Raw genomic sequence first — 23,204 nt, 5'->3', positions numbered from 1 at the left:
GATCTGATTTTTTCATTGGTACATCATAATTTATAATATAAAATGGTACATAAAATTATAGAATGGTCCATGCGCAACCGGTTTATTGTGCTGGTATTGTCTTTGGGATTGTTCGTTTGGGGGATTTATGCCGTCAAGAAAAATCCAATTGATGCGATACCGGACCTGTCCGAAAACCAGGTGATCGTATTTACAGAGTGGATGGGCCGCTCACCACAGCTGATCGAAGATCAGGTTACCTATCCGCTGGTCACCAATTTGCAGGGAATCCCTAAGATTAAATACGTGCGTGGATCGTCCATGTTCGGAATGAGCTTTATCTATGTCATCTTTGAGGATGATGTGGATGTATATTGGGCAAGAGAACGTGTACTGGAACGAATCAGTACGATTTCGAAAACTTTGCCCGATGGGGTCGCGCCGCAGTTAGGTCCTGATGGAACAGGGGTAGGCCATGTGTTATGGTATACGCTGGATGCTCCGGATATGGATTTAGGTGAGCAGCGCGCCATTCAGGATTGGTATGTAAAGTTTGCCCTGCAAACTGTGCCAGGCGTGAGTGAGATTGCATCTTTTGGAGGCTTTCAGAAACAATATCAGATTTCGATAGATCCGAATAAACTGCTTTACTATAAACTAACTGCCCCGGAGGTGATTGCGGCGGTGCGTAGCAACAATAACGAATCCGGTGGCAGGAAGTTTGAAATGAGTGATATGGGGTATATCATTAAGACCTCAGGCTATTTGAAATCGATTAAAGAGATTGCAGATATTCCGGTGAAGAACCAAAATGGTACGCCAGTAAGGGTTTCTGATCTGGCAACAGTACAAATGACCGGAGAAACACGGCTGGGGATTTTTGACCAGAATGGTGAAGGAGAACGTGCCGGAGGAATTGTGGTGATGCGCTATGGGGAAAACGCTGCGGAAGTAATTGATAAGGTAAAAGCCAAGATGAAAGAAGTGTCTAAAGGTTTGCCTAAAGGTGTCAAATTCGACATTGTGTACGACCGTGGGGAGTTGATTAAAGAATCCGTGGATTCCATCACACATACCTTGATTGAGGAGATGATTGTCGTTTCAATTATTGTCATCATTTTCCTTTTCCATTGGCGCAGTGCGGTGAGTATCATCATTCAGATTCCAATCACCATTGCAGCCAGTTTTATTCTACTCAATGCTTTTGACATTTCTTCCAATATTATGTCGCTAACCGGGATTGCCCTGGCCATCGGCGTGATTGTCGACAATGGGATTATCATGAGTGAAAATGCTTATAAACACCTCTCAGAACGCTATCAGGTCTGGGAGCAGGAACAATCAAAAAACACACAATCATGATCAAATGGTTAAAAAATAGATTCCGTAAATCCCCGGATTGGATTACGGAAGAGGAGCGCCTGGCGATCATTACTAAATCCAGTAAGCAGGTGTCGAGGGGTGTATTCTTCGCTACAGTGATTATTATTACCTCTTTCCTGCCAGTATTTATGCTGACCGGCCAGGAAGGAAAACTGTTTCATCCACTGGCTTTCACCAAGACGTTCATTATGATCGTTGATGCCTTGCTGGTGATCACATTAGCACCGGTATTGATCTCTTTCTTTATGAAAGGAAAGTTCAGGCCAGACAGTGCCAATCCGGTAAACCGGGTCTTGGAACGTTTTTATGAGCCGGTGATCAGAACCGTATTGAACTGGAGAAAAACTACTTTAGCGATCAATATCATTGCTTTACTGATCACCATTCCATTGTTGAAAAACCTGGGAACGGAGTTCATTCCACCATTGGATGAGCAGAGTATTCTGTTTATGCCGGTGACCTTGCCAGATGTTTCCAATGCAGAGGCGAAGAGGATTTTACAGGTGCAGGACAAGATTATTAAATCGGTACCAGAAGTAGATAAGGTGCTGGGGAAAGCAGGCAGGGCCAATACGGCAACTGATAATTCACCGATCAGTATGATCGAAACGATCATTACGCTGAAACCGAAAAATGAATGGAGGAAAGGGATGACGAAGAAAGACATCATTACGGAACTGGATGCAAAACTGCAGATTCCAGGAGTGGTGAATGGCTGGACTCAACCCATCATTAACAGAATCAATATGCTGGCTACGGGGATCCGTACCGATGTGGGAATTAAGGTTTTCGGACAAAATCTGGATACGATTGCTTCCGTTTCAGAACGCGTAAAAGCAGCTTTGGAGGGGACAGCAGGGGTCAGCGATCTTTTTGTGGAACCGATTACAGGAGGTAAATACCTTTCTATCGATGTGAAACGTGAAGAATTGGCCCGTTATGGTTTGAATGTAGACGATGTAAACCAGATTGTAGAAACCGCATTGGGTGGTGCAACTATCGGAAATACCATTGAAGGGCGTCAGCGCTTTTCGATCAGTGTGCGTCTGGCTCAGGAATATAGAAATAGTGTAGCGCAGATCAAGCGGATTCCGGTTCAGTCGAAAGGATTTGGTGAGGTGCCTTTATCGGCTGTTGCCGACATTAAGTTTGAAGACGGTCCGCCGATGATCAGTTCTGATAATGCAATTCTTCGTGGAGCAGTCATGTTTAACGTAAGAGACCGCGATTTAGGAAGTACCGTTCAGGAAGCCATGGAGAAATTGAATAAAGAGAAAGGGATGCTTCCCGAAGGTTATTTCCTGGAATGGAGCGGTCAATATGAAAACCTGATCCGTGGTAAACAAACGCTGATGTGGATTGCACCAGTCGTATTGCTGATCATTTTCTTCTCTTTATACTTTGCTTTTAAATCGATCCGGGAGGCTTTCCTGAGTCTGATTACCGTGCCTTTCGCCTTAATAGGGGGGGCTTATATGATTTATTTCTGGGGAGTAAACCTTTCTGTAGGGGTAGCGGTGGGCTTTATTGCCTTATTCGGGATTGCGGTAGAAACGGGGATTGTGATGGTGATTTATCTGAATGATGCCATGGCACAGCTGATCAAATTAAAAGGGAATTCCAGTGAAACGATCACAAAAGAAGACCTGAGAGAATATGTGATTTTTGGTGCAGCCAGAAGATTAAGACCAAAACTGATGACGGTTTGTGTGTCGCTGTTTGGCCTGGTACCGGTATTATGGGCTACAGGAGTGGGAGTGGATGTAATGCAGCCGATTGTTTTGCCGATGATTGGTGGCGTATTGACTTCTTCTACGCACATTCTGCTGGTGACACCACTGATCTTTTTGATGTCAAAAGAATATGAATTGAGAAAATATGGAAAACTGGAGGTTCATGATGTACACCATTAAAATAATAGCAGCATGGGTATGTATGTTGCCTTTTGCTGCGTTAGCACAGGAGAAGCCGGTGCTTTCCCTGGACACAATTTTGAAAAGAATTGACAGAAACAACCTACTGCTGCAGTCTTATGGATTAAGGGCAGAAAGCTTTAAGCATACGGCCAATGCGGCCACAGCATGGATGGCACCTATGGTTGGTGTAGGAACGTTTATGACACCATATCCTGGTCAGATGATCATGGACGAGGGTGATAAAGGATCAATTATGGTACAGCTGGAGCAGGACATTCCTAATCCTGCAAAGCTAAAAGCCAACAGGAAATTCATTGAGTCCAAAGGAAAGGTTGAAAATGCGACCAGAGGGGTGACACTCAATGAATACAAAGCGCAGGCCAAACGCCTGTATTTTGGCTGGCTGATTTCTATGCAAAGAATTGCCGTATTGAAAGAAAATGAAAAGATCATGCAAACCATGAAAAAGGTGGAAGAGATCAGGTATCCTTTCAATCAGTCGAAATTGAGCAGCGTATATCGTGCTACCGCAAAAATAGAGGAGAATAGAAATATGATCCGGATGATGGAAGGGGATATGGCGAAATCTAAAGCCTGGTTAAATAGCCTGATGAACAACCCCGGTCATACGGATTTTGCAATTGATTCTACTTATCAGCCTACTTATGTGCCTGCTGCGGCAATTGATACGGGTACTCTGGCCATGGTGAGGAAAGATATTGAGAAAATGGATTTCAGCATTCAATCAATGAAACTGAATATTGAAGCGATGCAGAAACAGGCCAAGCCGGATTTCAAACTGCGTTTCGATCACATGTCGCCTTTAACGAAAATGATGCCTAAAGCCTATAGTATCATGGGAATGGTGAGTATTCCAATCGCCCCATGGTCTTCTAAAATGTATAAATCAGAAGCAAAAGGTATGGGATATGAAGTGCTGGCGATGGAAAAAGAAAAAGCGGCTATGCTTCAGGAAACACAGGGTATGCTGTATGGGATGCAGTATGAAATTCAGTCTATGGAAAAACGGATAGATGCGATGGAAAAGACCATTATTCCAACCTTAAAAAAGACCATGGATGTGAGTATGCTGAGCTACCGTGAAAACAAAATGGAATTGCCGGAAGTGATCGGTACCTGGGAGGCTTTAACCATGATGCAGGCCAATGTATTGGATGAGAAATTGAAACTTTATTTAATGATCGTAGATTATGAGAAAGAATTATATCGTTAAGCCCGGCATAAACACACGTGTTTTTATGGGATTGGCGGCGATCAGTATGCTTTGGTTGAGCGCTTGTAAAGAGAAAAAGAAATTAGATAGTCACCATGACCCTGCAACGGTAAATGTAGATAGCAATCTTTTTCATCTATTGAAGCCTTCTAATGAGCAGGTGGTGTCTTCACTTCCTGTGATTAAAGCGGAATATGGCAGCAGGATCTTTACGGAAGAGGTGCAGGGGATTGTCAATTATGACACTAGAAATCAACATAATATTTCGAGTAAAATCGGGGGAAGAATAGAACGGTTATGGATTAAATACAATTACCAGCCGGTGAAAAAAGGACAATTGATCATGGAGGTTTATTCGCCGGATCTGGCTGCTGCACAGCAGGAATTGCTGTTCATTTATCGCACTGGAAATGATCCGGTGATGCTGGAGAAAGGAAAACAGCGCCTGATGTTATTGGGCATGACTTCTTCCGGAATTACTGCTTTGTTAAAACGTGGTACACCGAGTTACCGTATTCCTGTGTACAGCAATGTTTCCGGATATATTCTGGAGAAATCTGCTGCTGCCGCGATTGCAAGTCCATCACCTTCCTCCTCTGCTCCTGCAGCTGGCGACGGTATGGGCAGTATGACTGGTGATGCGGCAGCTGCGGCGACGCCAACCAGCCCTGTAGCACCAGTTAATTCGCCGGTTTTATTAAGAGAAGGACAATATGTAAGTGCAGGTGCTTCTCTTTTTACCGTATACAGCTCGGATCAATTGGTGGCAGAGTTTTCATTGAAAGCTGCATTAGCCGCCCATTTGAAGGTCGGCAGTAAGTTTGTATTTTATAAAACTTCGGATAAATCAGGAAGTCAGACCGCCAGAATAGGTTTGATTCAGCCGACTTTCAAGAACGGGGAAAACTTCACGATTGCCAGGGCTTATTTGAACAATCCAAAGATTAAGGTCGGTCAGCTGGTGACGGCAAGGATTCCCGTACAAATAGCTGCGTCCTGGTGGCTGCCCGAAGAAGCGGTGGTTTCTGTAGGAAATAAGCGTATAGTCTTTAAAAAAGAAGGTAATGTGTTTATCCCAGAATTGGTAGATGCAGGGATCAGCATTGCTGGAAAAGTACAGGTTAAAGAAGACATCAGCAGCTGGAAGATCAGTAAAAATGCCGCTTATCTGGTGGATAGCGAGAGTTTTATTAAAATGACACAAAATAAGGAGCAGTAAAATATGGAACGGAAATTATTTATAAAACGGTTTGCCATGATTGCCCTGGTTCCATCAATATTCGTTGCCGCCTGCAAAAGTGAGGTAAAGGAAACGAAAGCTGGAGTTACCGCAAAAAAACAGACTTATACTTGTCCAATGCACCCTCAGGTGATCAAGGAAGAGATGGGGACTTGCCCGATCTGTGGGATGGACTTAGTGCCTTTTGAAAAGAACAGCAATGAGAAGGCTTTGAATGTGGATGAGAAAAGACAGCTGCTGGCCAATATTACCACGGTCATTATTGGTGCGAATAACATCGGGGGAACCAAGCAATTGAATGGTAGACTGACGATTGATCCGGAACAAAGCAGTTACATCTCTAGCCGCATTGCAGGAAGAATTGAACAATTATATGTCCGTGAAACCGGTGTTCGCGTGAAAAAAGGACAGCCTTTATACCAGTTGTACTCAGAGCAGTTAGCGGCTTTGCAGCAGGAATACCTGATGGCAGTAGCACAGCAAAAGCAATTTCCAGGGGATAAAATTGAACAGCAGCTGGTGGCTTCTGCCAGGCAGAAACTATTGCTGTATGGACAGTCGCCGGGACAGTTACAAGCCTTGCTGAGCAGTCAGAAGAAAAACCCTTATGTGACCTTCTATGCCCCACAGGGTGGATTAGTAGCAGAAGTCTCTGTAACACCAGGTCAATATGTATCGGAAGGCGGGCCAATTATGAGGCTGGAAGGTTACGGGGAATTATGGGTAGAAGCAGATGTTTATCCGAATGAAGCAGGGAGTATTAAACAAGGTCAGAAAGTGAAAGTGGTGATCCCGGGCTGGGAAGATCAGCCTCAGGAAATGACCATCGATTTTATCACACCTGCTTTACTTTCAGGAACCCAGCTGACACAGATCAGGGGAAGTATTCCGAACCCGAATCAGCAATGGCAGCCAGGTGCTCAGGCCAATGTTTTTGTGCCTACAGGAAATCAGAAGTCCAGCGCGCTGACTTTGCCGGTAGATGCCGTCATCAGAGATGGGAAAGGGATGCATGTTTGGCTGAAAAATGGAAAAGACAGCTTTGAGCCAAAACGTGTGACTACCGGTGAGGAGAACGAAAATCAGGTAGAGATTACTGCTGGTTTATCCGGAGGAGAACAGGTGGTGGTTACAGGTGCTTACCTGCTGTACAGTGAATATATTTTGAAAAAAGGAAAGAATCCAATAGAAGGTTTAAAATTAAATTAACAATAACATGAAAACAATCACAAGTTTAGCCATCACCATTGCTGCAGCCACTTTACTTTCGGCCTGTGGAAATACGCAGAAACCTGCAGAAGAATCTCATGAAGGTCATGACCATGCGGCAGAAGGTAAGACAGCGGTAGCTGCTACGACAAGCCAGGTGAGCTTAAAAGACGATAAACTGAATGCAGTGTATCCTCATTATATTCATTTGACTACCGCCTTGACGAATGGTGATGTGGCAGAAGCAAAAGTTGCTGCTCAGGCGATTGAGCTGGGAGCAAAAGAATTATCGAACCCGGCAGCGCTACTGGCATTGACCGCCAAAATCGGCGATGCGACTGATATTGAAGTGCAAAGAGTTGCTTATGCAGCTTTGAGTGATGATTTTATCCAAAGAGCAAAAGCTTCCGGAGTAACAGGGGGGGAGATTTATGTAGAATATTGCCCAATGGCGATGAATGATAAAGGGGCTTTCTGGCTGAGCAATCAGAAAGACATTAAGAATCCATATTATGGAGAATCTATGCTGACTTGCGGAGAAGTTAAAGAAACTATAAAATAACATCTGATTTTTTAGAAATAGCGCCAGATGTAATTAGTTGTAAATCAGTTTATAGTCGTATATTGTTTATTCAACAAACCTCATAAATATGATATCGTTAATTGCAATTGGATTGTCCATGGCGACAATCGCTGGTTCTGGTGCTTCCACCCTTAATTTATCTGGTGGTATGCTGAGTAATCCTCAGCATACCATTTCAACAACTACAACAGTCCTGAAAGTTCAAAGGGTGTTAAACAAGAAATCTAAACGGCTTTCTTATCTGGCACCAAACGGAGACAGGTTTCAGTTAAACTTTGATTTTTATTATGATGCAGTAACCAATCAATTGCTGGAAGCTTACTTTGTAGGTGGGAATGGTTTTGCAGCAAATGGTGCAGGATTCAATATTCCTCTTACTGAACAGGAAGGCGTAGTTACTGGGGATTGCGCACAATTCTCCATTTTCTTTGCTTACAATGTCAATAGTACGACAAAGAGCTTATTTTATGAACCTACGGTCTGTATGAGTTTTTAGACCAGATCGAAGTATAAGTGATTGGGCTTAAAAATGTTGGTCACTTATACTTTTCTCCCCATTTTGCCAGGCTATTGATCACTGGCTCCAGACTTTTTCCTTTTAAACTTAAACGGTAAATAGGTACCTTCTGGTCGGATGTATGCTGTATTTTGAGGATCAGCTGGTCTTTCTCCAGATTTTTCAATTGTAATGCCAATATCCTTTCGGTGATTTCAGGAATCATCAATTTTATTTCCCCAAACCTCAAATCCTGTTCCATTAACTTCACAAGAATCGTCAGTTTCCACCTGCCGCTCAATAACGAAAGGGTAAATGCAGCATCGCAAAAATCATGTAATACCTGCTCGTTTTCGTAATTGGTTGAACTGCTTTTCCTCATGGGCTTACAATTTTGTAAGTGTCGTTTTCTAGGTCTTTTCCGCTATAAATTTGGATAAAAATAATAGAAACTATGACAGAACGCAGTAAAATTAAAGGTTTACACCACCTAGCTATTCGTGCCCAGGATTTTGAGAAAACACTACAATTCTATATAAATGCATTAGATTTTTCTGTAGTTCATACCTGGACTTTGCCGGAGTTTAATATCAAGCAGGCAGCAATGATAAAATCCTGGGACGGTCAGACTTTTATTGAAATTTTTGATGGGGCTGCGGAAGTACCTATGGAAGGTGAGGCCGCAAAAGCTGGGGAAACGGTAAAAACAGGTGCTTTATTACACTTAGCGATGAGCGTAGTGGATGCGGAAGAGGCTTACGAACGCTGTTTGCTTGCAGGTGCAAATTCTTATATCGCTCCAATGAGCCTGTCACTAGGACATCCTCCGGTAAATGTCCGCAATGCTTTAGTCTATAGTCCGAATGGAGAGGTAATTGAATTTCTGGAAGGACAGCCTTTTTAATTTTTAGTATGAAGATTTCTTCATATTAATTTTCTGGATAAGCCGTATATTTAGGTAAGACCGATACGGATTATCCAATTAAAATAATGAAGCGATTCAAATTCTTTGTGCCCTTTTTACGGGAGAATGGTAAAATTATATCCAGTTATGTGTTTAGCCTGTTTTTTATCGGACTGGCTATCTGGTTTATAAACCAGGAACGTGGGGAAATCAGGCAGGTAGAGCATTTGCTCGGTACTGCCAAATGGGTATGGGTGACGATCGGTATTGCGCTCAGCATCGTGTATGTATTTATCCATGGGATGATGTACCGATCTTCTTTTGCGGCAGTGTCCAGTAAGATTTCTATTGGAGATGGCACTTTACTTTTTCTGAAACGTAACTTTATCAGTGTATTTTTGCCTGCCGGAGGCGTCTCCTCACTTGCCTTTTTTAGCAGTCCCATAGAACAGAAAGGTGTCAGTAAATCTCAGATCAATTTTGCTTCTTCAATTTATGGATTTGTAGGGATTTTATCGGTATTGGTGATTGCCATACCCGTATTTATTTACGCGATATTGGAAGGAAGTATAGGTTATGGTGAATGGTTTGGGCTAATCGCCGCCATATTATTGATGCTGGGTATTTATCTGCTATACCGTTCGGTAATTCAAAGAGGCCCGGTATATCGATTTATCATTAAGTATATACCAGTGATTGAGGTGTATGCCGCAGAATTCAGAAATAATAAGATTGAGCGCAAGCATTTTATTGCTACGTTTTTATACAGCAGCTTGATTGAGCTGGTAGGGATTGTCCACATTTACATCGCCATGCTGTCCCTAGACCTGCCTCCTTCCTGGATGAATGCGGTGATCAGTTATATTGTAGCCGTCGTTTTCCTGATCATCTCTCCATTTTTAAGGGGGCTGGGTGCGGTGGAAGCATCGATGACTTTCATCCTGATTCGCCTGGGATATGCTGCGCCGCAAGCAGTATCTATTACTTTTCTTTACCGCTTCATGGAATTCTGGATCCCCATGTTTATCGGAGCAATGAGTTTCCTTTTCCGGATCAACAAATTGCTGATGCGGGTTGTTCCGGCGCTATTTTTACTTTTGCTGGGGCTGATCAATGTGGTTTCCGTACTGACTCCCGCGATCCATTCGAGATTGCGTTTTGTCAAGGATTTTATCCCTATGGAAGCAATTACGGCCTCTAACTACTTTGTGCTGGTGGCTGGTTTGTTTCTATTGGTCACTGCGGCTTTTATGCTGAAAGGTTTGCGCATGGCCTGGTATTTCGCCATGGCACTTTGTTTACTCTCTTTAGTAGGGCACCTCAGCAAGGCCATCGACTATGAAGAAGCTGGTTTTTCTGTGCTGGTGATGATCATCCTGATGACTTCCAGAAAAGAATATTACATTCGAAACAATGCGAAGCTCAGGTCTTTTGGTATCCAGACCACCCTGCTCAGTATTCTGGGCATCATGATTTATGGTACTATTGGCTTTTACTTCCTGGATAAAAAGCATTTTAATATTGATTTCAGCTGGACGCAATCTATTCGTTACACCCTGGAAAATTTTATCCTGATCGGAAGTGATGACCTGCAGCCAATGGATCACTTTGCCCGTGGATTTCTGTATTCTATCAATATCTCTGGCTTTTTATCGATCGGATTCTTAATCTATACGCTCATCAGGCCATATATTTCCAGTGATGAAACAGAGGAAGCAGAATTTGAGCGTGCGAATCAGCTTTTGGAAAAGTATGGGAACTCCGGAATCGATTACTTTAAGACTTATCAGGATAAACTGATCTATTTTTCGGAGTCAATGGAAGGCTTTGTGGCCTATAGAATTGCGGGAAATTTTGCGGTAGTCCTGGAATGTCCGGTTACGGCAATTGAAAACAGAAGGACTTTTATCAAGGATTTTGATCGGTACTGCTTTGAAAACGGAATGAAAAGCCTGTATTACAGGGTGCCGGAAGAAAGCTTGGAAGATTTCCTTGACTTAGGAAAAAAACGCTTGTTTTTAGGACAGGAGGGACTGGTAGACCTGACCAGTTTTTCTCTGGAAGGAGGAAGTAAGAAATCCATTCGAAATGCCTTGAAAAAGGTAAGCGATCAGGGCTACCACACTAAAATCTACGAGCCACCAATAAAGGATGGTTTGCTGCAAAAAATAAAGTCCGTTTCAGATGGCTGGCTGGAAGATATGGACCGGGAGGAACTGGTCTTTTCACAAGGCATGTTCAACTGGGAAGAATTAAAGGAGCAAACCATTATTACCGTTGAAAATGCGGAAGAGAAGATTGTCGCTTTTATGAATGTGATTCCCGATTATGCACCGGGGGAAGGTACTTACGATCTGATCCGAAAAACCAGTGACGCGCCAAATGGCATAATTGACTTTATCATGGTCGCACTTTTTGAGCATTTGAAAGCAAAAGGCTGTACGAAAGTAAACCTTGGCTTTGCACCCATGTCGGGCTTGATTGACCCCCATAATTTCCCGGAACGTTCCATGAAGTTTGCTTATGAAAAGATCCGGTCATTTTCACATTATAAAGGCCTGCGAGCATCAAAGGAAAAGTTTGCCCCCGAATGGCAAAACAGGTACCTGATTTACGACCATGATTACGATTTATTGCAAGTGCCCACAGTGTTAACGAAAGTCATCAAACCCTAAGCTCATGAAACCGGTATTGGTCTTTATCTGGTTGTTGTTATTTAGTAGTAAACCGGTTTCTGCCCTGGAGATCGATCAGGTTTCTTATGGTAAATTTGGAGATATTACCATTTATCAGCCCAAGCATGTCCCTGTTGCCGTTGTTTTATTCGTTTCCGGGGATGGGGGCTGGAAAGATGTGGTGGTCAATATGGCTAAAAATATGGCCGATGATGGCGCATTGGTGCTTGGAATAGATGCGCGTCATTATGAGTATTATCTGTCTAAAATGGCTGCTGTCTGTTTATACCCGGCGGCAGATTTTGAAGAATTGAGCCTGTCTATTCAAAAGAAATATAAACTGCCAAATTACCTCAAGCCAGTATTAATGGGCTATTCTTATGGAGCGACATTGATTTATGGTATTCTGGCACAGGCACCAGCAAATACCTTTAAAGGAGGAATAGCGATTGGTTTTTCCCCTGATATCAATATCAAGAAACCTTTATGCCAGGGAAATGGATTAAATCAAAAACCTATAAAAAAAGGGGTTTCTTACTTGTTGGGACGTACAAACAGCCTGACTGCCCCGCTGCTGGTCATCAACGGCAAGAAAGATCTGGCATGTCCTTTTCCAGCAACGGAAACGTTTTTGAAAGGAATGCCGATGACCGAACTGATTGCTTTACCCAATGCCGGACATGGTTTTTTAAATACAGAAGATTGGAAAGTGGCTCTGAGTGATGGCTTTAAGAAGATCCTAAATTCACCTGGTTTTACAGAACGAAAAGCCGCAGAGCATACAATAGCAAGTAATCAACCGGCCATACAGCCTTATCGAGGGGATTTGCCCTTAATACTAATCCGAAGCCATCAGCAGAATAAATTACCGATGGTGTTTATGATTTCAGGTGATGGTGGCTGGACTAGTTTTGATCAGTCTCTGGCGGAAGAATTAGCTTCAAAAGGTCTTTCTGTACTTGGAATGGACGCACAAAAGTATTTTTGGAATGCGAAAACTCCTGATCAAACTACCAGAGAAGTGAGCCTGGCATTGGAGCATTACTGCTCAGAATTGGGTAAAGAAAGCTTCATTTTAGCTGGTTATTCTTTCGGGGCCTCGATTGTTCCCTTTATCGCAAATAGGTTGCCTGCTCATTTGAAAACTGAACTGAAAGGAGTGATTTCACTTTCTCCGGATGTGACTGCTGATTTTGAAATCCACCTGGTTGACCTGTTGAATTTTAGCAGCAGTAAAGAGGAGTATAAGGTGATCCCGGAAATGAAAAAATTAATGCCCCTGGTTCCTGTATCCATTTTTGGAATAGGGGAAGGCGCTAAAATTCGAAGTGTTTTTCAGAATAATGGATTGAAAGTGCTGACCATTCCAGGAGATCATCATTTTAATAAAGATTATGGGAAAATTGCTGAAACATTTTTAAAGCAGGTGATAGATTGATGATTCCTGTTGTTGGTCAGTTGTTTATGTAGTTTTGTGGGTTGTTTTATGAGTTCTAAGCTCTTTAGATAGATAAACGCAAAAAATGTAATTTTTTTACCTGGCCTCTTGTTTTTTTTAAGGTAACTGCTTAGTTTTGAGTAGCGAATAGTTTTTATTGCTATTGCACCGATCGCCAGTTCGGTTACCTAAATTGTATAGACTTCATTACTTTTTTGATTTTATTCCTACGGATGTTGGAGTAAAAAGAAGCTTACTGTCTTTTTTAAGGCATGATTAGTTTGCTTATTTAATTTAAAATAATAAAAAAAGAAATGATTAAAAAATGTTTTATTAGAGGGGTGGATCATCAAGGGAGTGCACCCACAAACTTGCTTAAAAATTATCTGTGTACTTTAAAAAGCTGTTATGGACAAGTATAAGATTAATGAATGCATGGAAAAGCTGACTTATAATCAGCACAAATTGGTGAAACGATTGATGCCCAAAATAATCAATGCGTCGATCAATACATTTCACAATTACAGGAAACTGCAATTGGGTGATGATAAGGACATTCCATGTGAGACCGTCCGTATTTTAGAGAAATTATTCGGATTGGAAGTTGGCGGTTTGGCCAATTACGAGGTGCGTGCCAAAAGCTGTAAAGAGTTGTTTGAAGAGCATCATATTGCCCTGCCGCAATTGGCGGAATATTAATAGGTTATTTTTTTGTTTGATAAGGAAGGATTTCTCAATGGATTCCTTCCTTGTTATTGATGGCCAAATTATTCCATTGGAGGCATTCCCATACTTTCCCATTCTTCTTTCGAAGGGCCGTATATTCCGGGTACGCTAAGTCCCAGCATTCTCATGATGACGGTCATCTGACTTCTGTGGTGGCTTTCATGTGCGATTAAAACAGAAAGAACTTTTCCTTTTTTCCATTGTTCTCCGTACATATTCACCAGATCGTCCAGATTTGAATCCGTCCATTTTAACCTCACTGTACGCATCAATAAGGTATTATAGTTGACATAAGTTTCGATCAGTTCTGCAAGTGTTGCTGGAATTGGAAGCTCATGTAAAAGGTCGGTTTCAAATAAACCTGCATTTTGGCCCATCTCTGTCAGTGTCTGGGTGATGTGCCATGCCAGGCGTTCCAGAGAACGTACATTTTCATGAATTTTTACTGATTTGCTTTCCTCTGTAAGGTTGGAAAATAGTTTGATGGTATTTGACTCTTCTTCTTTACGTTCAGTCAGGAAATCTTCAATACTACGATACATAATGCTCAGGTTTTTGTGTTACGAAGGTGCAAAGATTTCCTCAATTGCTCAAATAAGAATTGAATTCTTATCAGAATTTTGAAAATAATTATAGAGAATTGTGATGTTGCAGAAGCAGCAGGAGAGTTGTTTAAGATGGGGTTTTCGCTTATTTGTTTAACAGTAAGCGCTCTACCAGATCTATATAAGGCTGTATTTCGGTTAATGGAAAATCTCCCCGATTTCCATAAGTGATCAGTCGAAGGTATTCTCCAAGGATCAGACTTTGTCCATATTTGGTTTTTGACCAATGAGCTGCAGTGATTGGATATTCCAGTTGGTAGGATGGCAGTGCAACTGAGATACAATGAATGCTCGCATTTGGGAAAAAACTTTTTAAGGTCAGGGCTGCTCTCTTGCTGGCATAAGCATGGCCAATGAAGCTGATCGTTTTTATCTTTTCAGCAGCAAGCATTTTTTTGGCTTCGATAATGTTTTCGAGCATATTTCTGGATTGTGTTTCCAAAAGAATGGGCTGCTGTTTATGTCTTTCTGGGAGTACTGCAAAAATGGCTTCCGACTCCGGTCTGTTTTGTGGAAATGAATTTCCGAAATTGGCAATGCCGCCGGTAATTATGACCTGATCCACCTGGTGATTGTCCATGAGCTCAGCAATTATTCCAGCAATTTCTTTGTGTTTTATATTGGAACCGAAAACAAATAATAAGTCTGATATCAGCTGTTCTTCTTTCTGAAAACATAAATCTGTCAGCACTTCCACTAATTGGGGATCCATGGTTGGGCAGCTCGGATCTAGTAGTTCTGGGGGTAATTGCATCTGTTCCATGGGCATTTGCTGTTGGTATGGTAAAACGGATAGTTGTGAAATGCCTATGAATTCTAAGTTGTCAAGGTAATTTTCCCTGAAACAATTCCATTGATATTTGGTTTTCTATCTGATTCAATATCGGAAGATTAGCTGAACAGCTCTTTATTTTTTTTGTTCATTATTATTCATTTCTTAACACAGATCAAGAGTAGATAGGTGTTTTTAGGAATATCTTTATTTTTCTTAATAAAGCATATAAAAGGAGGAAAAAATGATGAGATGGATGATTGCGATTTGGATTTCAAGGCATTTCAAAAAGATGTAGTTTTGAATGAGCTATAGCTATAAAGCGGCAAATATGGTAAAACAGTTACTTTTTTCTACGTTGATATTTGTGGGTGTTTCCGCCCATGCACAGGATTCTTTAAAGGTCAGCATCTATCCAAAATACGATCGGGTAGGAAAGTTTCACCGCGTTCTTTTTGGAGAGAACTATCGGAAGGAATATGCCGACAGCACTAAGGTGCCTGTGATTCGCTTGTCGCAGATCAAAGGAGGATTAACACCCATTAAAAGAGGGGGAGGGAACCAAACACATTCCTTAAGAATGGAAGATAAACAAGGGAAGGAATGGGTATTGCGATCTGTAGAGAAATATCCTGAAGTATTACTCCCCTTAGAATTACAAGCCACTTTTGCGAAAGATATTGTGAAAGACAATATGTCTGCACAGCATCCTTTTTCTGCCTTGGTAGTCCCTGTTTTTGCGGATGCAATAGGGATTCCACATAGCAATCCTATGATCGGCTGGGTAGTTCCTGATACCGTACTTGGAGAGTTTGCCCCGGTTTTCGAAAATAGTCTTTGTTTGCTGGAAGAAAGAGAACCTGAAGGGGATACGGATAATACCGACAAAATGCTGAGAAAATTAAACGACAACCATAACAACTCAGTAGATGTGACATTAATGCTGAAAGCAAAAGCGCTGGATTATTTATTGGGAGATTGGGACAGGCATGAGGATCAATGGCGCTGGGTTCCAGAGAAAACTGCTGAAGGTATACGTTATGTAGTGGTTCCACGGGATCGCGATATGGTGTATTACCTTTCACAAGGCCTGATTCCAAGATTCGCACAGGTTTCCTGGCTGCTTCCTATGATTCAGGGGTATGAACGAAATGTTCAAAATATCAATTGGTTTTTTTGGGAAGGCAGGAGTATGTATGGACGTATTCTGGGAACGATAGGAGAAGAAGAATGGAATCGGATCATCGAGGAGTTTGCCGCAGCAATGACGGATGAATTATTCGAACATGCACTGAGGAAATTGCCGGAACCCAGTTATTCCCTTCGTCACGATCAATTATTGGCTCAGCTAAAAGAGAGAAGAAAAAGCTTAGCGGAAACGATGAAGACCTATTATCATTTTATGAATCGCATTGTTGACATTCAGGGCAGTAATAAGAATGAACTGGTTCAGATCAGCGATCATGGTGCCGCAGGCTTAACGGTGAATTTAAAAAAACTTGACAAGAATGGTAATGCCGGGGAAACCTTGTTTAACAGGAATTACGATCCTTCGGTGACTAAAGAAATCCGCTTATATGTGAGGGATGGAAAGGATAGTGTCCTGCTCCGCAATAAAAACTCCAATATCCGGATTCGAATGGTCAATGGGGAAGGTAAAAAGCATTATGATATTGTGGAAGCGAGGCGCAAAGTGCCTTTTTATGGAATGGAAGAGGGGATTACTTATTCAGGCGCCTCCTCCAGGTTAATTAAACACCTGGCTAATGACACCAATAATACGCACTATGTGCCTACAGATCTGTATTCGAGGAATATTACCTTGCTCAATGCCGGTTTTAATGCGGATGACGGCCTTTCTATGGGCTTATCTTATAAAATAATGAGTCCTGGTTTCCGGAAACTTCCCTTCGGAAATATACATTCCTTTTCTTTTTTACACTCTTTTAAAACCAAAGCTTTCAGTTTTAACTATTCCAGTGAATGGTTTCATGCCCTTGGAAAAGCTGATATTGTGCTGCAAGCGAGTGCTTTTGCGCCTGAAAATTCTCAGAATTTCTTCGGTCTGGGCAATGAAACGACTTATTCTAAAACTGGAGACTATGTCGTGTATTATAGGGCGAGGTTTAGTTTGTATGATTTTGATCCTGCTTTAAGGTGGCATGACCGCAAAAATACCTGGACTGCAGGGCCTACCTTTCAGTACTATCGCTTCAACAGGGAGGACAACAATGATCGCTTTATCGGTAATTCCGATCAGCTGCATTCGCCAGATAGCGCTACGATTAGCCAGGATAAATGGTATACGGGTTTGAAGGTTGGCTTTATCCGCAACACCAGGAATAATGAAGTATTGCCTTCTTCGGGCAACCTGATCGATGCAAAGCTGCGGTTTTATACTGGCTTAAATGCAGCGGCAACCTCTTCTGTACAATTGCTGGCCAGCTATACATTTTACCAGAAAATCGGAAATTCTAAGCGTTTTGTATTGGCAAATCGAACCGGAGGAGGGCTGACTTTTGGCAATCAGGCGTTTTATCAGTCGAATTATATCGGCGGACAAGGAAATTTATTAGGTTTCCGTTCCTTCCGTTTCGGCGGGCAGCATAGCTTATATAATAACCTGGAATTACGGACGAAACTCGCCAACGTTGGGGGATATATTTTACCCGGACAATTTGGAATAACAGCCTTCTTTGATACTGGGAGGGTGTGGGCGAAGCAAGATGACTCCGATGTATGGCATTATAGCTATGGCGGCGGCTTGTATTATGCACCTGCCATTTTAACCGTCGTACAGGCACAGTTAGCCCATTCTAAAGAGGGATATTACCCTTATATTACCATGAGATTCAGGTATTAGTAAAATTATATTTGATGAAATAACTGTATTGCAATTATTTATACTTACATTTGTCCTATTAATTATAATAAAAAATACAATGCAAGAAGGAGTAGTAAAATTTTTTAATGAAACTAAAGGTTTCGGATTCATCGTTCCAAACTCGGGCGAAAGTGAAATCTTTGTTCATTCAACTGGCTTATTAGCCGACATCCGTGAGAACGATAAAGTTTCTTATGATGTTGAAGAAGGTCGTAAAGGTCTTAATGCAGTAAATGTTAAGGTGATTTAAATTTCCTCAATATAAATTGTGAAAACTGCCCCTCAAGGGCAGTTTTTTTTTTGGCCCTGTTTTTTTTACAGGGCTAAATAAAAAGGGCAGGATTAAATAGGTTATTTAGCAGCAAAGAATAGCTGCTCTGCCATCTTTTGATCATGACCATAAATGTCATCTCTGAAATTCAATCGGCCGTCCTGATCTACCCAGGAAGTGAAATAGGTGATAAAGACAGGGACTGGTTTCTTTAAGGTTACCCAGATCTCTTTTGTACTTTTCATCGCTTTCGCTATCCTTTCCGGCGTCCAATTCGGCTGATCAGCCAATAGATAGTCTGCAAGCTTCACCGGTTGTGCCAGTCGGATGCAGCCATGACTAAAGGCTCTTTTTTCTTCCGCAAATAGTGATTTTGCCGGAGTATCATGGAAATAAATGTCGTAACTGTTAGGGAAAAGGAATTTTACGCGTCCCAGTGAATTGTTATCACCAGGCTTTTGACGAACTGTAGGCAGGCCATTGCTGGTTCCTGTTTGTTCCATATTTTTGCTCGCCAGATAATTGCGGTTGCGTTTCATTGCCGGAAGAATCTCTGCGCGAACAATGCTTGCAGGAATATTCCAATATGGGCTGAACACAATGTTTCTCAGTTTATTGCTGAAGATCACCGTTTTATTAGCTGCTTTACCAACCACAATCCCCATGTTCAAGACTTGTTTATGGTCTTCAAAAACATGGAGCTGGTATTCAGGAATGTTAACCAGAATCATTTTTCCAGATGGCATAACCGGCATCCAGCGCATGCGTTCCAGATTAATCAGTATTTGTTCAATGCGTTTTTCAAAGGGAACATTCAATTCTTTTAATAAAGCCGGATCAATGGTTCCTGTGCTTCGAAGTCCATATAATGGCTGTAGTTTTTTAACCGCTGTTTTTAACGCCTGGTCAAATACAGGTAAGCTGTCTTTCGTCAGCGTATCACCCATTGCAATCAAACGTTGTTTCACTAAGCTTATCGTCAGACCGGTATCACCCAGCAGGTATTTTTTTCTGCTGCCTATTGGAATTGTTTGCCAATTCCCTTCTTTTTGAAGGCCGTAATACCGTTGAAGTTCTTTTTTTAATGCTTTATATTGCTGATTTACGGGTTCCCAATCATCCGTTTTAAGATTTTTATTGCTCATTAAGGAATCCAGCAAAGCCACAGTGCTCAGTTTTTTCCTCGGAATATGCCATTGTATCACCTCTGGGTTAACTTTTCCCTCATAAGCTGTGGCCACGTAATTGAAGAAATGGCTGGTCAGCTGTAAGTCCAGATGGGCCAGGCTGCTATCGGCCTTTTTGAAGGTCGTATCTTCCTTCATCAACAGTTCCATTTTCTTGTCCAGATTCACATCCAGCAGGGAACTGTCGCGGAAATTATCTACATAATCTTTATTCAATTGATAAAATACACGGGCCTGTTCCGTCAATCCTTTTTCACCCAGCCAGGCAAACTGAAAGTTCCTGCTGTTGTAAAAGTTTCTCAGATACTGTGCCGCGCTATCGGTAAGCTTTTGCTCGGTAATATAATGCTCCATCTGCAGACTGTCTACTGCCAGTCTGGTCACGGAGTTCGTAGGGGTAATGCTAATGTCTCTTTCTATTTTAACTATTTTTTTTCTGTTGCAAGCTATAAATACAACAGGAAGAAGGAATAATATCAAGAGCCATTTTCTCATACTACAGTAGTTTTTCTAATTGTTTTTCTGTTTGTTTATCCAGTGTCAGCAAAAACTCTTCAATCCGGATTTTCAATAACCGGGTCATTGTCGCGTTTGGCATCCTCTTCAGGATCATTTTTGCTTTATCACTGCTGTTTAATAAAGTACCTTCCTCCTCATTGAAAGAAAAAGTTCCTTGTTTAAAAACGCGTTCCTGGGCTAAATGTTCATCCTTCATGGAAATAAATTGTAAAGGATAGATTCTGTGGGTCTTTTTTTCATAAAGAATCCAGAAAAACACCTTGGAAGGATCACTTTCTGAATCAAAATTGCGTCGTTTAATCTCGACTAAGGAATTGAAAGGGGTATTGAAGAAATATAGTATTTCAAATGCTTCGGACATATTTCAGGGAAATAGCTTTAATGTAAATAGATTCTACGCGAATATAGCTTTAAATATTGTTAACCCTAAAGTCATAAGGACAGGTTCTGTCTTAAAATCAGTTATCTCCTCTTTTTATTTGTAATAATTTTCATTCCTTTACAATTTCAAACAAAACAGTAATAAAATCTAAGATGAGCGAAGAATTTTATCTTCATATTTTTAATAAACAAAATCGCGTAGAAGTGGTGCCTTCGAATGAAGTCATTGCCGCATGGGCTACCAATCTGATGAATATGGTGTATCCGGAGCGTTCTACTGCGCCAAAATATACGCTGAAAGAGATTCAGCATCAATTTGCTGCTTTAGAGTTAGAGTTGACCGCACTATTAAACTCCACCAAAGCGTGTAAAGACTGCAATAATGAACTGATTTCTGAAAGCTTTTTTAAGGAACTCCCAGAATTATACAGAAAAATGAATACCGATATTTCGGCCATTTTAAGCGGGGATCCTGCGGCAAAAAGTGAGTTTGAGATCATTCGAAGCTATCCTGGCTTTCTGGCGATTTCCATGTACCGCATTGCACATGCCTTACAGGTGTCGGATGTGCCTTTAATTCCAAGGATACTGACCGAATATGCGCATTCTCAAACTGGAATTGACATTCATCCTGGGGCTAAAATTGGTGAATACCTATATATTGACCACGGAACTGGGATTGTAATCGGAGAAACCACCGTGATTGGCAACCACGTAAAGTTATATCAGGGAGTCACTTTAGGGGCATTGAGCGTTGAAAAATATATGGCGAATACCAAACGCCACCCTACTATTGAAGATCATGTGATCATTTATTCGGGGGCCACAATTTTAGGCGGGGAAACGATTATCGGCGATCATTCCATCATCGGTGGAAATGTATGGTTAACTAAAAGCGTGCCTTCGCACTCCACAGTTTACCACCAATCCTCCATCAAAGTAATTGAGACTAGACAAAAAGACTAAACATTATGGGAAACATTATAGAATTTGTAGGAAATACCCCACTAGTAGAGGTTCAGAAACTGCATTCCAATCCGAATGTGAAGATTTTTGCCAAATTAGAAGGAAATAATCCAGGAGGAAGCGTAAAAGACAGAGCCGCTTTGAACATGATCCGTTCTGCAATGGAACGTGGAGATATCAAAAAAGGAACTAAACTGATTGAAGCCACCAGTGGCAATACCGGAATCGCATTGGCGATGATTGCCAGTATTTTTGAGGTAGAAATTGAATTGGTGATGCCATCAAACTCTACCAGGGAACGTACGCTCACTATGGAAGCCTATGGCGCAAAAGTGACTTTATTAGAATCTATAGAGGTTTGCAGGGATTATGCGGAAGAAAAGGGTGCACAAGAAGGGTATTATTTGTTGAACCAGTTTGCTAATCCAGACAATTATCTGGCGCATTATAAAACTACAGGTCCTGAAATCTGGAGGGATACCAACCAGCAGATCACTCATTTTGTAAGTTCAATGGGAACTACAGGCAGTATTATGGGAAATTCAATGTTCTTAAAAGAGCAAAACCCGGAGATACAAATTGTGGGTTGTCAGCCAACAGAAGAATCTTCTATTCCTGGAATCCGCAGATGGCCTGCAGCTTATTTACCAGCTATATTTGATGCTTCCCGAGTAGACCGTGTCATGGATGTTTCTCAGGCAGAAGCCACAGAAATGACCAGGAAAATGGCGAAAGTAGAGGGGATATTTGCTGGAATGAGCAGCGGCGGTGCTTTGGCCTGTTCGCTAAGGTTAGCAGAAGAGCTGAGCTCAGGATTGATCGTTTTTATTGCCTGCGATAGAGGTGACCGTTACTTAAGCAGCGACCTGTTTGGGTAAAATTTTAATGGAAAAGGGTGATTCTCTATATATTCTCCTAATTTAGGCGATATGAAGCGAATCACCCTTTTCCTTTTTTTTATGCTGGCTACACAATTCCTGCAAGCTCAAACTGCACTAAAAATCATTTCTTATAACGTCTACAATTATTTTGAAACTGAGGCAGCCCGTAAAGCACGTTTTGTAGATTGGGCGAAAACGCAGCAGGCAGATGTGATTGCCTATCAGGAATTGGTCAATATCAGCGGAGAAGAATTAAAGGCACTGGGAAAATCAATTGACCATCCTTATACCGCATTGGCCAAAGAAAAAGGATATGCCGTAGGCATCTCTTCAAAATATCCAATTACCGATGTTAAACGAGTGATTGAAGGCATGCATCACGGTTTTATGGCGGTGAAAATTAAGGACCTTAATTTTGTAGTGGTTCATTTATCACCTTTCAGCCATGAGAAAAGGAGGGAAGAGGTAGCCATAATTACGGATAGTTTACAACGCTGGTCTATCTCTAAAAGAATCCTGATCCTAGGCGATCTGAATAGCCTTTCTGCAACAGATAGTATGGCTTATCATAGAAATGACCGTTTAACACCAATGCTGCGCAGTGATAGCAGCAGTAAGATCAGCAATGCAAATAATGGACTGCTTGATTATGGAATCCCAGCTTACCTGGCTCAGAAGGGCTTTTTAGATACCTGGACTATGAAAGTTAAAGGTTTTAATTTCAGTTATCCTACCTTGGTTTTTGGCGAGGTTCCAGATTCCTCGAAAGAAAGAATCGACTACATTTTTGTCTCTCCGGATCTGCAGAAAAATGCAACTAAACCCATCATTGTTAAAGATGGGATTACTGACCAGCTTTCTGACCATTATCCTTTAGAGATCCTCCTCATGCCCCCAGCTTAGTGAAGCGTGGCAATGAGGAAGCTAAATAGATATAGCTTTATAGTTTAGGTGG

21 protein-coding genes are annotated in these 23,204 nt (G+C 41.6%); 16 read left to right on the top strand and 5 right to left on the bottom strand.

Features of this window, described 5'->3' with window-relative positions; translation table 11 throughout:
* The first annotated feature begins 42 nt into the window (after window positions 1-42).
* The 7 genes from K7X70_RS18725 (at window position 43) to K7X70_RS18695 (ending at window position 8,040) form a co-directional block, all read left to right on the top strand.
* The gene (locus tag K7X70_RS18725) at window positions 43-1,341 is read left to right on the top strand and encodes an efflux RND transporter permease subunit (protein ID WP_222538510.1); all 1,299 of its coding nucleotides are present in this window, start codon (window positions 43-45) and stop codon (window positions 1,339-1,341) included.
* Window positions 1,338-3,275 (top strand): efflux RND transporter permease subunit, encoded by a 1,938-nt coding sequence (locus tag K7X70_RS18720; protein WP_222538509.1) that lies wholly within the window; start codon window positions 1,338-1,340, stop codon window positions 3,273-3,275. Before K7X70_RS18725 ends, K7X70_RS18720 begins: the two co-directional genes overlap by 4 nt.
* A complete protein-coding gene (locus K7X70_RS18715; protein ID WP_255607419.1) occupies window positions 3,241-4,512 on the top strand; it encodes a TolC family protein in 1,272 nt (423 codons plus the stop codon). The genes K7X70_RS18720 and K7X70_RS18715 overlap by 35 nt, the downstream gene beginning before the upstream one ends.
* Entirely contained in the window at window positions 4,490-5,731 is a 1,242-nt protein-coding gene (locus K7X70_RS18710) for an efflux RND transporter periplasmic adaptor subunit (protein ID WP_222538508.1), read from the top strand. The genes K7X70_RS18715 and K7X70_RS18710 overlap by 23 nt, the downstream gene beginning before the upstream one ends.
* A gap of 3 nt (window positions 5,732-5,734) precedes the next feature.
* A complete protein-coding gene (locus K7X70_RS18705) occupies window positions 5,735-6,961 on the top strand; it encodes an efflux RND transporter periplasmic adaptor subunit (protein WP_222538507.1) in 1,227 nt (408 codons plus the stop codon).
* Between the two features lie 7 nt (window positions 6,962-6,968).
* A complete protein-coding gene (locus K7X70_RS18700) occupies window positions 6,969-7,523 on the top strand; it encodes a DUF3347 domain-containing protein (protein WP_222538506.1) in 555 nt (184 codons plus the stop codon).
* A gap of 88 nt (window positions 7,524-7,611) precedes the next feature.
* Window positions 7,612-8,040: a hypothetical protein gene (locus K7X70_RS18695; RefSeq protein WP_222538505.1), complete on the top strand. Its 429-nt coding sequence runs from the start codon at window positions 7,612-7,614 to the stop codon at window positions 8,038-8,040.
* A 40-nt stretch (window positions 8,041-8,080) separates the two neighbouring features.
* Here the strand turns inward: K7X70_RS18695 and K7X70_RS18690 are convergent, their stop codons facing one another.
* Complete coding sequence (locus K7X70_RS18690) at window positions 8,081-8,422, bottom strand: winged helix-turn-helix transcriptional regulator (protein WP_222538504.1); 342 nt, start codon at window positions 8,420-8,422, stop codon at window positions 8,081-8,083.
* Between the two features lie 72 nt (window positions 8,423-8,494).
* On the opposite strand from K7X70_RS18690, the gene K7X70_RS18685 reads away from it, so the two are divergent.
* The 4 genes from K7X70_RS18685 (at window position 8,495) to K7X70_RS18670 (ending at window position 13,756) form a co-directional block, all read left to right on the top strand.
* A complete protein-coding gene (locus tag K7X70_RS18685) occupies window positions 8,495-8,944 on the top strand; it encodes a VOC family protein (RefSeq protein WP_222538503.1) in 450 nt (149 codons plus the stop codon).
* A gap of 86 nt (window positions 8,945-9,030) precedes the next feature.
* The gene (gene mprF / locus K7X70_RS18680; protein WP_222538502.1) at window positions 9,031-11,619 is read left to right on the top strand and encodes a bifunctional lysylphosphatidylglycerol flippase/synthetase MprF; all 2,589 of its coding nucleotides are present in this window, start codon (window positions 9,031-9,033) and stop codon (window positions 11,617-11,619) included.
* Window positions 11,620-11,623: 4 nt separating this feature from the next.
* The gene (locus K7X70_RS18675; RefSeq protein ID WP_222538501.1) at window positions 11,624-13,057 is read left to right on the top strand and encodes an AcvB/VirJ family lysyl-phosphatidylglycerol hydrolase; all 1,434 of its coding nucleotides are present in this window, start codon (window positions 11,624-11,626) and stop codon (window positions 13,055-13,057) included.
* Window positions 13,058-13,465: 408 nt separating this feature from the next.
* Complete coding sequence (locus tag K7X70_RS18670; protein ID WP_222538500.1) at window positions 13,466-13,756, top strand: hypothetical protein; 291 nt, start codon at window positions 13,466-13,468, stop codon at window positions 13,754-13,756.
* A gap of 68 nt (window positions 13,757-13,824) precedes the next feature.
* Here K7X70_RS18670 and K7X70_RS18665 read toward each other — a convergent pair whose 3' ends face one another.
* Both K7X70_RS18665 and K7X70_RS18660 read right to left on the bottom strand, forming a co-directional pair.
* Window positions 13,825-14,325 (bottom strand): DinB family protein, encoded by a 501-nt coding sequence (locus K7X70_RS18665; protein ID WP_222538499.1) that lies wholly within the window; start codon window positions 14,323-14,325, stop codon window positions 13,825-13,827.
* Between the two features lie 148 nt (window positions 14,326-14,473).
* A complete protein-coding gene (locus tag K7X70_RS18660; protein WP_222538498.1) occupies window positions 14,474-15,100 on the bottom strand; it encodes a YdcF family protein in 627 nt (208 codons plus the stop codon).
* 391 nt (window positions 15,101-15,491) lie between these two features.
* On the opposite strand from K7X70_RS18660, the gene K7X70_RS18655 reads away from it, so the two are divergent.
* Window positions 15,492-18,023 (top strand): BamA/TamA family outer membrane protein, encoded by a 2,532-nt coding sequence (locus K7X70_RS18655; protein ID WP_222538497.1) that lies wholly within the window; start codon window positions 15,492-15,494, stop codon window positions 18,021-18,023.
* A 79-nt stretch (window positions 18,024-18,102) separates the two neighbouring features.
* Window positions 18,103-18,294, top strand: coding sequence for a cold-shock protein (locus K7X70_RS18650; protein WP_062549601.1), 192 nt, complete (start codon window positions 18,103-18,105; stop codon window positions 18,292-18,294).
* A gap of 101 nt (window positions 18,295-18,395) precedes the next feature.
* On the opposite strand, the gene K7X70_RS18645 is transcribed toward K7X70_RS18650, so the two are convergent.
* Window positions 18,396-19,997, bottom strand: a complete 1,602-nt coding sequence (locus K7X70_RS18645) for a L,D-transpeptidase family protein (RefSeq protein ID WP_222538496.1) — start codon at window positions 19,995-19,997, stop codon at window positions 18,396-18,398.
* 1 nt (window position 19,998) lies between these two features.
* Window positions 19,999-20,382, bottom strand: a complete 384-nt coding sequence (locus K7X70_RS18640; RefSeq protein WP_062549599.1) for a hypothetical protein — start codon at window positions 20,380-20,382, stop codon at window positions 19,999-20,001.
* A 173-nt stretch (window positions 20,383-20,555) separates the two neighbouring features.
* Between K7X70_RS18640 and epsC the strand changes: the two genes are divergently transcribed.
* Genes epsC through K7X70_RS18625 form a run of 3 tightly spaced genes read left to right on the top strand, consistent with a single transcriptional unit; the run spans window position 20,556 to window position 23,152 of the window.
* Window positions 20,556-21,368 carry a serine O-acetyltransferase EpsC gene (gene epsC, locus K7X70_RS18635; RefSeq protein ID WP_222538495.1) on the top strand — a complete coding sequence of 271 codons (813 nt, stop codon included), beginning with the start codon at window positions 20,556-20,558 and terminating at the stop codon, window positions 21,366-21,368.
* 5 nt (window positions 21,369-21,373) lie between these two features.
* On the top strand, window positions 21,374-22,246 hold the full coding sequence (cysM, locus tag K7X70_RS18630; RefSeq protein WP_222538494.1) for a cysteine synthase CysM: 873 nt from the start codon (window positions 21,374-21,376) through the stop codon (window positions 22,244-22,246).
* A gap of 51 nt (window positions 22,247-22,297) precedes the next feature.
* Window positions 22,298-23,152, top strand: a complete 855-nt coding sequence (locus K7X70_RS18625) for an endonuclease/exonuclease/phosphatase family protein (protein ID WP_222538493.1) — start codon at window positions 22,298-22,300, stop codon at window positions 23,150-23,152.
* Window positions 23,153-23,204 lie beyond the last annotated feature (52 nt).

Origin of the sequence: Pedobacter polysacchareus (assembly GCF_019802255.1) — a bacterium.
Classification (GTDB): domain Bacteria; phylum Bacteroidota; class Bacteroidia; order Sphingobacteriales; family Sphingobacteriaceae; genus Pedobacter; species Pedobacter polysacchareus.
Note: the sequence above shows the minus strand (reverse complement) of the source record. Positions and strands in the feature narration are given on the sequence as shown.